The 12,569-nt window shown below is 68.1% G+C and carries 14 protein-coding genes; 12 read left to right on the top strand and 2 right to left on the bottom strand.

The genetic code is table 11. From position 1 onward, the window contains the following. The 11 genes from VFR64_14925 to VFR64_14875 all read left to right on the top strand — a co-directional run. Positions 1 to 438 (top strand): YraN family protein (locus VFR64_14925; GenBank protein ID HET9491033.1); only part of this gene is annotated, 438 nt, incomplete at its 5' end. Positions 439 to 491: 53 nt separating this feature from the next. Continuing rightward, the gene (locus VFR64_14920; protein ID HET9491032.1) at positions 492 to 1,538 is read left to right on the top strand and encodes a PLP-dependent cysteine synthase family protein; all 1,047 of its coding nucleotides are present in this window, start codon (positions 492 to 494) and stop codon (positions 1,536 to 1,538) included. After that, positions 1,520 to 2,578 (top strand): CoA-transferase, encoded by a 1,059-nt coding sequence (locus VFR64_14915; GenBank protein HET9491031.1) that lies wholly within the window; start codon positions 1,520 to 1,522, stop codon positions 2,576 to 2,578. Before VFR64_14920 ends, VFR64_14915 begins: the two co-directional genes overlap by 19 nt. Then, a complete protein-coding gene (locus VFR64_14910) occupies positions 2,575 to 3,342 on the top strand; it encodes a CoA-transferase (GenBank protein HET9491030.1) in 768 nt (255 codons plus the stop codon). The genes VFR64_14915 and VFR64_14910 overlap by 4 nt, the downstream gene beginning before the upstream one ends. A gap of 3 nt (positions 3,343 to 3,345) precedes the next feature. Continuing rightward, a complete protein-coding gene (locus VFR64_14905) occupies positions 3,346 to 4,299 on the top strand; it encodes a TIGR03619 family F420-dependent LLM class oxidoreductase (protein ID HET9491029.1) in 954 nt (317 codons plus the stop codon). A gap of 108 nt (positions 4,300 to 4,407) precedes the next feature. Further along, entirely contained in the window at positions 4,408 to 5,340 is a 933-nt protein-coding gene (locus VFR64_14900) for a dihydrodipicolinate synthase family protein (GenBank protein HET9491028.1), read from the top strand. 78 nt (positions 5,341 to 5,418) lie between these two features. Beyond that, positions 5,419 to 6,723 (top strand): ABC transporter substrate-binding protein, encoded by a 1,305-nt coding sequence (locus VFR64_14895; protein HET9491027.1) that lies wholly within the window; start codon positions 5,419 to 5,421, stop codon positions 6,721 to 6,723. A gap of 72 nt (positions 6,724 to 6,795) precedes the next feature. Then, on the top strand, positions 6,796 to 7,590 hold the full coding sequence (locus VFR64_14890; protein ID HET9491026.1) for an ABC transporter ATP-binding protein: 795 nt from the start codon (positions 6,796 to 6,798) through the stop codon (positions 7,588 to 7,590). Continuing rightward, entirely contained in the window at positions 7,590 to 8,297 is a 708-nt protein-coding gene (locus tag VFR64_14885) for an ABC transporter ATP-binding protein (protein ID HET9491025.1), read from the top strand. Before VFR64_14890 ends, VFR64_14885 begins: the two co-directional genes overlap by 1 nt. A 1-nt stretch (position 8,298) precedes the next feature. Further along, the gene (locus tag VFR64_14880) at positions 8,299 to 9,159 is read left to right on the top strand and encodes a branched-chain amino acid ABC transporter permease (GenBank protein HET9491024.1); all 861 of its coding nucleotides are present in this window, start codon (positions 8,299 to 8,301) and stop codon (positions 9,157 to 9,159) included. Between the two features lie 4 nt (positions 9,160 to 9,163). Next, entirely contained in the window at positions 9,164 to 10,171 is a 1,008-nt protein-coding gene (locus VFR64_14875; GenBank protein ID HET9491023.1) for a branched-chain amino acid ABC transporter permease, read from the top strand. A 1-nt stretch (position 10,172) separates the two neighbouring features. On the opposite strand, the gene VFR64_14870 is transcribed toward VFR64_14875, so the two are convergent. Together VFR64_14870 and VFR64_14865 are read right to left on the bottom strand one after the other, a co-directional pair. Then, a complete protein-coding gene (locus tag VFR64_14870; protein HET9491022.1) occupies positions 10,173 to 10,568 on the bottom strand; it encodes a response regulator in 396 nt (131 codons plus the stop codon). A 102-nt stretch (positions 10,569 to 10,670) separates the two neighbouring features. Further along, positions 10,671 to 11,069, bottom strand: a complete 399-nt coding sequence (locus VFR64_14865; protein HET9491021.1) for a secondary thiamine-phosphate synthase enzyme YjbQ — start codon at positions 11,067 to 11,069, stop codon at positions 10,671 to 10,673. A gap of 61 nt (positions 11,070 to 11,130) precedes the next feature. Between VFR64_14865 and VFR64_14860 the strand changes: the two genes are divergently transcribed. After that, on the top strand, positions 11,131 to 12,569 hold a 1,439-nt coding region (locus tag VFR64_14860), incomplete at its 3' end, for a YifB family Mg chelatase-like AAA ATPase (GenBank protein HET9491020.1).

Genomic DNA, 12,569 nt, shown 5'->3' with positions numbered 1-12,569 from the left:
CGGCGATACCGTCGCGGTTGTTGGACGCTGTTCCGCCATCCCCGGCCGGTGTACACCCATACCGTGGACCGGCGGCGTGCGCTGGGACAGGCTGCCGAGGCCGCGGCTGCGGCATTCCTCGAACGTAGCGGGTGCTCCGTCGTGGCCCGCAACGTCCGCCTCCCCGCGGGCGAGATCGACCTCGTGTGCCGGCACGGTGACCGCTGGATCTTCGTCGAGGTGAAGTGTCGACACGCGCGCTGGGGCGAGGCGCCGAGCGCGGCGGTCTCCTGGCAGAAGCGCCGCCGGTTGGTACGGCTGGCCGAGCACTACCTCAAGTGGCGTGGCCTCGAATCGGCCCCCTGTCGATTCGACGTCGTTACCGTTACCGTGGCGGACGATGGCACCAGCCAGGTGCGCCACATCCCCGCCGCCTTCGACGCCTCCGGCCTCATCTGACCGTCGCGACCCTGGAGGGACGCCGGCGCGGCGGTGGGGTACAATTCGCTCCCGTGCCGATCCTGTGGGATGCGTACCGACACGGACTCACGTCGATCACCGAGGCGGTGGGACGGACGCCGCTCGTACGCCTGTCCCGCGTGACGCGGGGCATCGTTCCGGCCATCTACCTGAAGCTCGAGTGGTACAGCCCCACCGGCAGCCTCAAGGACCGGATCTACCTCTACATGTTCGAGCGCGCCGAGGCGCGTGGAGAGCTGCGCCCGGGGATGCGGGTGCTCGAGTGCTCGACCGGTAACGCGGGCATCGCCTGCGCCTTCGTCGCCGCCGTCAAGGGCTATCCCTGCACCGTCGTGATGCCCGAAGGGATGAGCGACGAGCGCAAGAAGATCATGCGGGCCTACGGCGCAGACCTGGTGTTCACCCCCGGGGGGGAAAGCGACGTCGACCTCGCGCTCAGGCGGCTCGGTGAGATCCGCGCGGGTGATTCGACCGGCTACTGGGTACCCGGGCAGTTCTCCAACACCGACAATATCGAGGCCCACTATCGCACCACGGGACCCGAGATCTGGGAACAGTGCGGCGGCGTCATCGGGGCCTTCGCGGCCGCGCAGGGCAGCGGCGGCACCCTGTCCGGAGTGGGCCGCTACCTGCGCGAGCAGGACGACCGGATTCGCCTGTACGCGGTGGAGCCCGACGAATGCGCGCTGCTGGCCCGGCGCGCCTGGGGGCCCCACGGTATCGAGGGCATCGGGGACGGGTTCATCCCCGAGAATCTCGACGTCTCGCTCCTGAACGGCGTGATCACCATCACGACTGAGCAGGCGATCGCCACGGCCAGACGTCTGGCTGCCGAGGAGGGGATCTTCTGCGGAATCTCCACCGGCGGCAACGTGGCGGCGGCCGTCAAGCTCGCCCGGCGTCATCCCGGCCTGGCGCCCATCGTCACCATGGCCAACGACACCGGCCAGCGGTACTTCACCACGGCGCTGTGCGGGGAGGCCAAGCGGATCGAGGTGCCCGAGCGTGAGCACGTGATGGACGAGCGCACCCGGCGGGAGCTCGATCGCTACCAGGCCGCCTGGGAGGTCCTGACATAGCGACACCCGAGTTCGTCACGGCCCGTCAGCGGCTCGAGACGAAACCGAAGTCCGCCGGCGACAAGCTCACCAGTCTCGATGATGCGGCGGCCCGGGTCCGCGATGGCGACACGGTGGCGGTTGGGGGGTGCCTCTTCTCCCGCACGCCACTCGCCGTGGTCCGCGAACTGTTGCGCCACCGCCGCCGCGGCCTGACCCTGGTGCGCAATCTCATGTGCACCGAGGGCGAGCTGATGATGGTGGCGGGCGCCGTCGAGCGTGTGATGACCTCGTGGATGTCCATCGGCCTGCCCTGGGGCGTGTCGCGGATCATGCGGGAGCACGTCGAAGGCGGACGGGTCGCCTTCGAGGAATGGAGCCACCTGGCCCTGGGCTTGCGCTTTCGCTCCGCCGCGATGGGGGTGCCCTTCGTTCCGGCGCTCACCATGCTCGGCTCGGACTTGGCCGGCACCACCGGGCTCAAGACCGTCGTGGACCCGTACACGGGCGCCACCGTCGCCGCCATTCCCGCCCTGTTTCCGGACGTGGCCGTGCTACACGTGCACCGTGCCGACCGCTTCGGCAATTGTCAGATCGACGGCTATCCTCACATGGACGCCGACATCGCGCGAGCCGCAGCCGCCGTGGTAGTGACCACCGAGGAGCTCGTCCCCGAGGAGGAAACCCGCCGCCATCCTGACCGCACGGCGATCCCCGGGTTCCTGGTCGACGCGCTCGTCCATGTGCCCTTCGGGTCCTTTCCCCACGAGTGCTACGGACTCTACGAGGCCGATTTCGATCACTTCGACGCGTACGTGAGATCCATCCAGCACGCCGGCTCGCGGGCCGTGGAAGAGTACCTGGATCGCTACGTCTACAGCCCGCCCAGCTTCGCGGACTACCTGGAGCTGTTCGGGGGTGCGCGCCTGGCTCAGCAGTGTCGCCTGGCCCGCGAGCTCACTTCGGAGGGGGCGAGTACTTCGGAGGGGGCCTCGACGGCCCCCTCCGAGGCCTCCCCCAGGATCGAGGGCGCGGGCAAAGCCCGCGCTCGAAACGCATGACAGCACCCTGCACGCCGAGCGAGTTGTTGGCGGTCGTCGCCGCGCGCGAGCTGAAGGACGATTCGACGGTGTTCGCCGGGGTCGGCGTTCCGCTGCTGGCGGCAGCGCTGGCCCAGCAGCGCCACGCGCCGCGCCTGACCATCGTGATCGAGGGCGGGATCATCGGCCCCCAAATCAAGCCCGGACGGTTGCCGATCTCGACGAACGAGATGCGGGCGGCCCACCGGGCCCAGATGCTCCCGGCCATCACCGACATCTTTCTCTTCGCCCAGCGCGGCTTCCTCGACGTCGGCTTCATGGGCGGGGCCCAGGTCGACGCGCACGGTAATGTCAACACCAGTGTGCTGGGGGACTACGCGAGACCCAGGGTCCGGTTACCGGGTAGCGGCGGCGCCAACGACATCGCGTCGCTCTGCCGTGAGGTCATCATCGTCACGCCCCACGAGCGCCGGCGTTTCGTCGAGCGGGTCGACTTCGTAACCAGTCCGGGCTGGCTTACAGGCGGCCATAGCCGGCGGGAGGCCGGGCTCCTGTTCGGTGGCGTGAGGCGCGTGGTCACCACCCTGGGCCTGTTCGGATTCGACCCCGAGTCCCACCGAATGCGATTGGAAGCCCTCCATCACGCAGTGAGCCCCGAGCAGGTCCGCGACAACACCGGCTTCGACGTGCTGATGCCGGCCGACGTCGCCACCACGGAGCCGCCCGAGCGCGAGGAGCTCGAACTGCTGCGCCAGCTCGACCCGGATCGACGCTTCCTCGGGTAGCCCGTGCACTGGGGGCTCGCGCTCAAGAACTTCGTCGGACCCGCCGAAACGCCGGACATCGATACGCTCCTGGCCTACGCCGAGCGGGCCGAAGCACTGGGCTTCGAGTCGGTGTGGGCGTGGGACCACGTGATCCTCGGAGTGGAGCCGGCCTTCCCCATCCTGGACGCGATCGGAACGCTCACCGCCATCGCCGCCCGCACGCGGCGGATCAAGCTCGGCACCGGCATTCTCGTCCTGCCACTCCGCAATCCGACGATCGCGGCAAAGGCCCTGGGCACCCTCGACGTCGTCTCGAAAGGACGCCTGATCCTCGGGGTGGCCGCGGGCTGGTATGCCCGCGAATTCGATGCCGTCGGCGTGCCGTTCAACCAGCGCGGTCGATTGTTCGAGCGCAACCTGGCGATCCTCACCCGGCTCTGGAGCGAGGACCGGGTCAGCCTCAAGGTCGACGAGATCAACCTGCGGGAGGCGGTCATGCGGCCCCGACCGGTGCAGCGGCCGCGCCCGCCGATCTTGATCGGCGGCTACGTGGACGCCGTCCTCCGGCGCGTGGCCACTACCGCCGACGGATGGCTGACCTACTTCTACACGCCGGACAGCTATCGGCGGGCCTGGGCCAAGATCGTCGCCTACGCGCGTGAGGCCGGCCGCGACCCGGCGACGCTCAACGGCACGAATCAGCTCGCCATCTACGTCGGCCGCTCCCGGGCCGAGACCGAGACGCCGATGCGCCAGTGGCTGCAGACCGAGTGGGACGTCGCGGCCTGGAGCGAGTCCACCATCGAGCACGCCATCCGGGGCAGCGTCGACGAGTGCATCGACCAGCTGCGGGCCCACGTGGCCTCGGGCGTGGATCGCATCATCTTGATCCCCTACCGGTACCAGCCCGACCAGGTGGAGCTGATCGCCAGGGAGATCATCCCCGCCCTCGGCGGTCCGCAGGAGTCCCGATAACTCCAGGGGAGCTGGACGCTCCGTCCGGACCCCATTGGCCCGGCCGGGGGGCGCGTCGTATCCTTCAGGGAGGTCATCGACCAGTCATGGCCTGACGAGGAGCACATCATGAGCGAGCCACTGCGGTTTTCGGGCATCATGCCGGCGAACATCCTCCCCTTCCGGGCCGACCTCTCCATCGATGAGGCTGCCTACCGTACCCATGTCCGCTGGCTGGCCGACACGCCGGGGGTGACGGGCATCGTCGCCAATGGCCACGCTGCGGAGGTCTCCTCGCTGTCCCGCGAGGAGCGCAAGCGCGCGCTGGCGATCGCGCTCGACGAGGTCGGGGACGGCTGTCCGATCGTCGCCGGCGTCTACTCCGACGGAACTCAGGAGGCGGTCGCGCTGGCCCGCGACGCCAAGGCCCTGGGGGCGGCCGGCGTGCTGGTCTTCCCGCCGACACTCTTCATGTGGGGCGCCCAGCTGAAGCCCGACATGGTGGTGCGCCACTTCACGGAGATCGCCGACAAGGCCGACCTGCCCATCGTGGTGTTCGAGTACCCGCCGGGCTCGGGCATCGGCTACGCGCCCGAGACGCTGGCCCGGCTGGCCCGGATTCCCCAGGTGGCCGCGGTAAAGGACTGGTCGAACGACATTGTCGCGTTCGAAGCCAACCTTCGCGCGCTCCGCGCCACGGGACGCCCGGTGGCCATGCTGTCGTCCTTCACGATGTCGCTGATGTCGACCTTCCTGCTGGGCGCCGACGGGGCCATCTCCGGCATGGGAAGTGTCACGGCGGACCTGCAAGCCGAGCTGTTCGCCGCCTGCCAGAAGGGCGATCTGGACAGCGCCCGCCGTCTCAACGACCGGCTGGACCCCCTGGTGCGGGTCTTCTACGCGCCGCCGTTCGTGGACATGCACAACCGCATGAAGGAAGCACTCGTGCTGCTCGGCCGTATCCCGGCGGCGCACGTGCGGCCCCCGCTGACGCCGGTGGGACAGGCGGAGCGCGAAGCCATCGCGCGCGCCCTGGGCGCGGCCGGGCTCCTGGCTGGATGAGCCCCTTGCGGGGCCGGTAGCAATGGGGTTACCTTTTCGAAACCCTCGTGGCCCTGTGGGCACCTAAGGAGGAGACCAATGGCGGAACGGTGGCAAGACGAACCCTGGGCCCAAGCCATGTGGTGGAGCGGTAAGAAGACGCGCCGCCGGTTCCTCTCGCTCTCTGCCGCCGCGGCGGGGGCGCTGGGGGCCACGATGCTCGTGCCCCCACCGTGGCGTGAGGCCTTCGGCCAGGCCAAGCCGTACAAAATCGGCACGATGCAGCCGCTGTCCGGGACGGCTGCCGCCGGTGGCAAGACCGCCCTGGTGGGCACCCAGATGGCCGTCGAGCGGATCAACAAGTCCGGCGGCCTCAACGGCCGGCCCATCGAGCTGCTGGTGGCCGACTACGAGTCCAAGCCTGACGTGGGCCGCCGCAAGGCGGAGAAGCTCGTGGTCGAGGATCAGGTCGACGTGATGGAAGGCGGCTATCTGTCGAACGTCTGTCTGGCCTGCATGCCGGTCTACGAAGAGCACCGCATCGTCAACATGATCGGCGTGTGTCTGGACACGACCATCACGACCACCAAGTGCAGCCGCTATACGTTCCGGCCGTTCGACTACGCCCCGGCCCAGGCCGTCGCCATCTCGCCGTACCTGGTGAGCAAGATGGGCAAGCGCTGGCACATCGCCTACCTGGACTACGCGTGGGGCCAATCCACCCGCGACGCCTATATCGACCAGATCAAGAAGAGCGGGGGGTCCGTCGTCGGCACGACCGGTATCCCGCTGGGCACCGCCGACATGGCGCCGTTCGTGTCCAGGATCACCGGCAACTTCGACGGGCTGTTCGGCATTTTCTTCGGGGCCAACGCCGTCAACTTCACCAGCGCCGCCTACGATCTCGGGATCACCAAGAAGTACAAGTACGCCGGGGACGGGGCCATCGCGGAATCCACGCACTTGCCGGCCCTCGGGCAGAAGATCGAAGGCTTCATCGGCATCAACCGCTATGTCCCCGTACTCGACCCACCCCTGAATACGCCGCACCACAAGAAGTTTTTCGACGAGGCCGTGGCTGCCCTCAAGAAGATCGATCCGTCCGGGCCGCTGCCCGATCGGTACGTGCAGTCGAATTTCGAGGCCATCAATTTCCTCAAGCTGGGCATCCAGAAGTCGGGCTTCCGCGGTCGCCAGGACACGATGAAGCTGATCGAGGCTCTCGAGGGCATGGAGGCCAAAGAGAGCGACGACTTCCCCCAGGGCGACAAGACCCTCCGCAAAGAGGATCACCAGGCCTTCATCCGGGAGTTCATCTTCACGATCCAGAACGGCAAGCACAAGATCGTGCAAGTCATCCCCAAGGAAAAGACGCTTTTCCCGCCGGCGTGCAAGTTCGCCTAGCGTGAGGCCGGGAGAGGCCGGAGGGGTGGCACTGATCCCTCCGGCCCCTCCGACGCGACTGGGACGATCGCGATGAGCCTCCCGCACTCCCCCGGCCGCCACGGAGCGGCTCCCGGCAACGGTGAGCCGGACGTCCCCATCCTCCGCACCGAGGCGCTGAGCGTGTACTTCGGCGGTCTGGCGGCGCTGAACAACGTGTCCATCGCCGTTCCCACCGGGCAGATCCGCGGCATCATCGGTCCCAACGGCGCCGGCAAGTCCACCCTCTTCAACTGCATCACCGGCGTGTTGCGGCCGACCGGTGGCCGGATCATCTTCCGGGGCGATGACATCGCGGGCTTGCCCCCCCATGCCATCTGCCGGAAGGCGATCGCCCGCTCGTACCAGATCACCAATATCCTGCCCGGCGCCACCGTGCTCGAGAACGTCAGGATCGCGGCCCAGGCCCGCCACCACAACTGGAGCATGCTCCGTCACCACCGGGCGTACGGGGACGTCATCGACCGCGCCCGGGCGATCCTGCGCGACGTCGCCCTCGGCGCCAAGGAGGACGAGGTGGCCTCCAACCTCTCCCACGGGGAGCAGCGGAATCTGGAGATCGGCATCGCGCTGGCCACCGAGCCGCGGCTGCTGTGCCTCGACGAGCCGACGGCAGGCATGAGCGTGGCCGAGACCCACGCCACCGTGGACCTGATCCGCCGGATCGCCCAGGATCTGACCGTCATCATCGTGGAGCACGACATGGAGGTGGTGATGGGCCTGGCTCACGCCATCACCGTGCTGAACTACGGTGAGGTGCTGGCCGAGGGAACACCGGGCGAGATCCAGGCCAACGCTCGAGTCCAGGAGGTCTATCTCAAGACCTGATGCTGATCCTCGACGACGTCCACGCGCACTACGGGAAGTCCCACATTCTCCACGGGGTGTCCCTGGAGGTCGGCCCGGGAGAAGTCGTCGGCTTGATCGGTCGGAACGGGGTCGGCAAAACGACGACGCTCAAGGCGATCATGGGTCTGGCGCGCCGGACGGGTGGCCGCATCGCCTTCGAGGGGCGCGACGTGGCCGGGCTGCCGACGCATGCGCTGGCCGGGCTGGGGATCGCCTGGGTCCCGGAGGAGCGGCGCATCTTTCGCCTGCTCACGGTCCTCGAGAACCTCCGCACCGGACTGGACCGTCCCGGCGTCGGCGAGCAGAAGCGGCAGCAGTTACTGGACAGGGTCTACGAGCGCTTCCCCATCCTCCGCGAGCGGCGCCGCCAGGCCGGGGGCACGCTCTCCGGCGGCGAGCAGCAGATGCTGGCCATCGCCCGGGCCATGATGCTGGAGCCAAAGATCATCTTGCTGGACGAGCCAACCGAGGGGCTCATGCCCCGCATGGTGTCTCAGATCCGGGAGATCGTGCACGCGCTGCACCGCGACGGTGTCGCCATCCTGCTCGTCGAGCAGAACGTCCCTCTCACGCTGGAGGCGGCCCAGCGCGTCTACATCATGGAGAAGGGGGTGGTCCGTCACCATGCCCCGGCTGCAGAACTACGCGCCGACCCGCGCGTGATCCACGAATACCTGGGGGTCTAGGATGGATCAAATCGTCATCCAGACCATCAACGGCCTCGTCAACGGCATGGTGCTGGCCTTGGTGGCGTCCGGGCTCACGCTGATCTTTGGCATCATGGATATCGTCAACTTCGCCCACGGCGACCTCATGATGCTGGGGGCCTTCGTGGGGGCCACCGCCCTGACCGTCTCCGGCAGTTTCTGGGTGGCGCTGGCCGCGGCGGCGTTGACCATCGCCCTGCTGGGCGCCCTGCTCCAGGTCACGACGCTCCGTCCCCTCATCGGCCGAGACCCGCTCACGACGATCCTGGCCACCTTCGGGATCTCGCTCGTGCTCCAGAAGTACGCGCTGTGGCAGTGGGGACCATCGGTGCGCCGGATCACCGAGCCGGTGCCCGGAGACTTCGACCTCTTCTACCTGCAGTATCCCTGGTACCGCATCGCCACCGCGGTGATGGCCGGGCTCATCATCGGCGGCCTCTGGCTCTTCTTGAAGTACGGCAAGTTCGGTATCTGGATCCGGGCCACCACGCAGGATCGCATCATGGCCCAGGCCATGGGCATCCCGGTGCCCTGGGTCCACACCGGGGTCTTCGCCATCGGCGCGGCGATGGCGGCGGCTAGCGGCGTTCTGTTCGGTCCGTTCGCCGGGGTCACCCAGACGATGGGCTTCGACTTCACGCTCCGCGCCTTCATCGTCGTGGTGGTGGGGGGCATGGGCAACCTGGGCGGGTCGATCCTGGCCGCCATCTTCGTCAGCCTGGTCGAGGCCTACGCGTCGCTCGTCGTGAGCCCCGCGCAGGCGGTGATCGTCTCGTTCGTCGTGCTGGTCCTCACCATGCTGTTCCGGCCCACGGGGTTGTTCGTGCCGACGCCCAAGTAACGCCATGCGCACGGTGGACGGGCCCCCGGCAATTCCCGCGACGCCCACGGCGCTCGCGACGACGACGTCGTCCCGGATCGGCTACTGGACCGCGTTCACGATCGTTCTGATACTGCTGGCCGGCGCACCGCTCGTCCTGCCCCCGTTCTGGCAACGCTTCGCCACCGAAATTCTGGTATGGGGGCTGCTGGCGATGTCCTCCGACATCCTGATCGGCTACACGGGCATGGTCTCGTTCGGACACTCGGCGTTCTTCGGCCTGGGCATGTACGGCGCCGCGGCCGCGCTCCTCACCGTGACGCCGCCAAACTTATGGATCAGCCTCCTCTACGGACTGGCCGGCGCCGGCCTGGTCGCCGTGTTCGTCGCCTTCTTCGCCACGCGACTGCGCGACATCTACTTCGCCATCTCCACGCTCGTGTTCTCGCAGATCTTCTACGTCATCATCTTCACCTGGACGGAGGTGACCGGGGGTGAGAACGGCCTGACCTTCCGGCAGCCACCACTCACCCTGCCCGGCCTCGACTCGGTCCGCTTCACAGCGGTGACCTTCCACTGGTTCGTCCTGGCCGTGGTGGCGGCGGCGTACCTCGTGGTCCGCCGCATCACCCAGTCCCCGTTCGGCAAAGTCCTTCAGGCTATCCGCGAGAACGAAGCGCGCACGCGCGCCATTGGCTACCACGTCGAACGGTACAAGATCGTCGCCGTCATGCTGTCCGGCCTGGTGGCCGGGCTGGCCGGGGCGCTCTACGCGCTTCAAAACAAGTTCGCGGCCCCCGATTTCGTCTTCTTCATCGTGTCGGGCGAGGTGGTCATCTTCAACGTCATGGGAGGCATGGGGACCTTGGTCGGGCCGTTCGCTGGCGCGGCGTTCTTCCTGTTGCTACGCGAGGCCCTGTCGCGGTACCTGACGGAGTACTATCTCATTCCGCTGGGAATCGTCTTCATCGTGATGATCGTCTTCCTGCCCCAGGGCCTGCTCGGCTTCGCCCGGCGGGCCCTGAACCGCTGAGCTAGGCCGCCCCGAGTACGTCCCGCACTTTGCGGGCCAGCCCGTCGACGGTGAACGGCTTCTGGAGAAAGTTCGTCTCGAGCCGGACCTGGCCCTGCAACCCCACCAGGTCTCCCGTGAAGCCGGAAATGTAGAGGGCTTTGATGCCGGGGCGGGCCGTGGTAAGCCGATCCACCAGGTCCTTGACGTGCATGCCCGGGATCACGACGTCGACCACCACGAGGTCGATGGGGCCCGAATGAGAATCGGCCGCCCGCAGGGCCGACAGGCCGTCCTCGGCGGTCAGCACCTCGTAGCCTTGCAGCCGGAGCACATCGCCAACGAGCTCTCGAACGGGACGTTCGTCGTCGACGACGAGGATGGTCTCCCTGGGCCTGGATTGATCGGTCTCTGGCATGCCTGGGGCGGGAGGCTCCTTCGAGAGTTCCAGCCCTTCCAGGACTTTACCATCGTGCACGCTGTAGTTGAACCGCCACGTGAACGGGCCTCGGCAGCCGCCTCATCCCCGCACGTCGACCACGACCTCACGCTCTCGGGGGCCGTCGCACTCGACCAGCGCGATCCCCTGCCAGGTGCCCAGTCGGAGCCGGCCCCCCTGCACGGGAATGGTTTCCGAGGGGCCCAGGAACGCGGCTTTGAGGTGGGCCGCGCCGTTATCGTCGACCTTGTCGTGCTCCCACACCCCCTCCGGAAAGAGCTTGTCGAGCGCGGCGAGGATATCGAGCCGGAAGCCGGGATCGGCATTCTCGTTGATCACGATGGCGGCGGTCGCGTGACGGACGAACACCGTGCACAGCCCCTCGGCCAGGCCGGCCCCCGAGACCACGGCGGTCACGTGCGGGGTGAGATCGACCACCTCGTGCTTCTTGCGCGTACGAATCTGCAACGTCTTCTGCATGGGCCGATTGTATCGAATTCCCGCCATTGACGGCCTCCCGGGGGCCACCAACAATCGGGGCATGCTTGCGCGGGTCCTCTCTGCTGCGCTCATCGGCGTCGAGGCCGTGCCCATTCGGGTCGAAGTCGACGTCGCCGGCGGACTGCCATCGTTCACCACCGTGGGCCTGCCCGACTCCGCCGTGCGTGAAAGCCGAGAACGGGTGCGCACCGCCATCCGCAACGCCGGGTTCACCTTCCCGAACGATCGCATCACCGTGAATCTGGCTCCCGCCGATATCCGGAAGGAAGGCGCCGCGTTCGATCTGCCAATCGCGCTCGGTATCCTGGCAGCCACGGGAGCCTTTGACGGCGGACGGGAATCATTCCTCGTCGTGGGCGAGCTGGCGCTCGATGGACAGATCCAGGCAGTGCGCGGGGTGCTCGCAGTGGGCCTCGCCTGCCGTCGTCACCGGGTTGCCACCGTCCTCGTTCCGCTGGCCAATCTCGGCGAGGCCGTTGCGGTGGCCGGCGTGCGCGCCCTTGCGGCGTCCACCCTGGCCGAAGCCGTACGCCTTCTGCGGGGGGAGGTCCTGCCACCACCCATGGCTCCGCCCGTGTCGCCGGCCATCACCGCCGGCGAGGACGGCGATTTCAGCGAAGTGCGGGGGCAGGCCCACGCCAAGCGAGCCCTGGAGATCGCCGCGGCCGGCGGGCACAACCTGCTGCTGGTCGGCCCCCCGGGAACCGGCAAGACGATGCTGGCCCGTCGACTTACCGGGATCCTGCCGCCCCCCGCCGACGACGAAGTACTGGAGGTGTCGACGATCTGGAGCGTGGCGGGCCTCTTGCCGGCCGGGGCCGGCTTGTTGAAGACGCGCCCGTTTCGAGCTCCTCATCACACCATCTCCGTCTCCGGACTGATCGGGGGTGGCAGCCCTCCGCACCCCGGAGAGGTGACGCTAGCTCACCGCGGTGTGCTGTTCCTGGATGAGCTGCCGGAGTTCCAGCAGCATGTCCTCGAATCCTTGCGACAGCCGCTGGAGGACGGCCGCGTCTCGATTGCGCGGGCGGCGGGTGTGGGTAACTTCCCGGCCCGTTTTCAGCTGGTGGCCGCCGCCAATCCCTGTCGGCGGGGGTGTCCCTCGCTCGACCGCTGCGTGTGCACGCCGGCCGAGCGCGGCCGTTACCTGGGGCGCCTGTCCCGGCCGCTGCTGGACAGGGTCGATCTCCACATCGAGCTTCCCGCCCTCGACGCGCGCGAACTCCATGCCGCGGCCACCGAGGAGAAGTCGGCCATCATCCGGGCGCGTGTGGCCCGGGCCCGCATCCGCCAGCGTGAGCGCTTTCGCGGAACGTCCCTTCGCATCAATACCGACATGAGCGCCCGGCAGTTGCGACGCTTTTGCCTGCTGCCCGCAGACGGCGAACGCCTGCTGACGACGGCCGCGGCTCGCCTGGGACTCTCGGCCCGAGGCCACGCCCGGCTGTTGAAGGTCGCCCGCACGATCGCCGATCTCGA

The organism is Candidatus Methylomirabilota bacterium (assembly GCA_035709005.1).
Classification (GTDB): domain Bacteria; phylum Methylomirabilota; class Methylomirabilia; order Rokubacteriales; family CSP1-6; genus 40CM-4-69-5.
Note: the sequence above shows the minus strand (reverse complement) of the source record. Positions and strands in the feature narration are given on the sequence as shown.

What these genes read in the sequence shown, in the direction of transcription:
- VFR64_14880 (HET9491024.1), top strand. Translation starts at nt 8,299, where the DNA reads ATGGATCAAATCGTCATCCAGACCATCAACGGCCTCGTCAACGGCATG.
- VFR64_14870 (HET9491022.1), bottom strand. Translation starts at nt 10,568, where the DNA reads ATGCCAGAGACCGATCAATCCAGGCCCAGGGAGACCATCCTCGTCGTC.
- VFR64_14910 (HET9491030.1), top strand. Translation starts at nt 2,575, where the DNA reads ATGACAGCACCCTGCACGCCGAGCGAGTTGTTGGCGGTCGTCGCCGCG.
- VFR64_14865 (HET9491021.1), bottom strand. Translation starts at nt 11,069, where the DNA reads ATGCAGAAGACGTTGCAGATTCGTACGCGCAAGAAGCACGAGGTGGTC.
- VFR64_14890 (HET9491026.1), top strand. Translation starts at nt 6,796, where the DNA reads ATGAGCCTCCCGCACTCCCCCGGCCGCCACGGAGCGGCTCCCGGCAAC.
- VFR64_14895 (HET9491027.1), top strand. Translation starts at nt 5,419, where the DNA reads ATGGCGGAACGGTGGCAAGACGAACCCTGGGCCCAAGCCATGTGGTGG.
- VFR64_14875 (HET9491023.1), top strand. Translation starts at nt 9,164, where the DNA reads ATGCGCACGGTGGACGGGCCCCCGGCAATTCCCGCGACGCCCACGGCG.
- VFR64_14900 (HET9491028.1), top strand. Translation starts at nt 4,408, where the DNA reads ATGAGCGAGCCACTGCGGTTTTCGGGCATCATGCCGGCGAACATCCTC.
- VFR64_14885 (HET9491025.1), top strand. Translation starts at nt 7,590, where the DNA reads ATGCTGATCCTCGACGACGTCCACGCGCACTACGGGAAGTCCCACATT.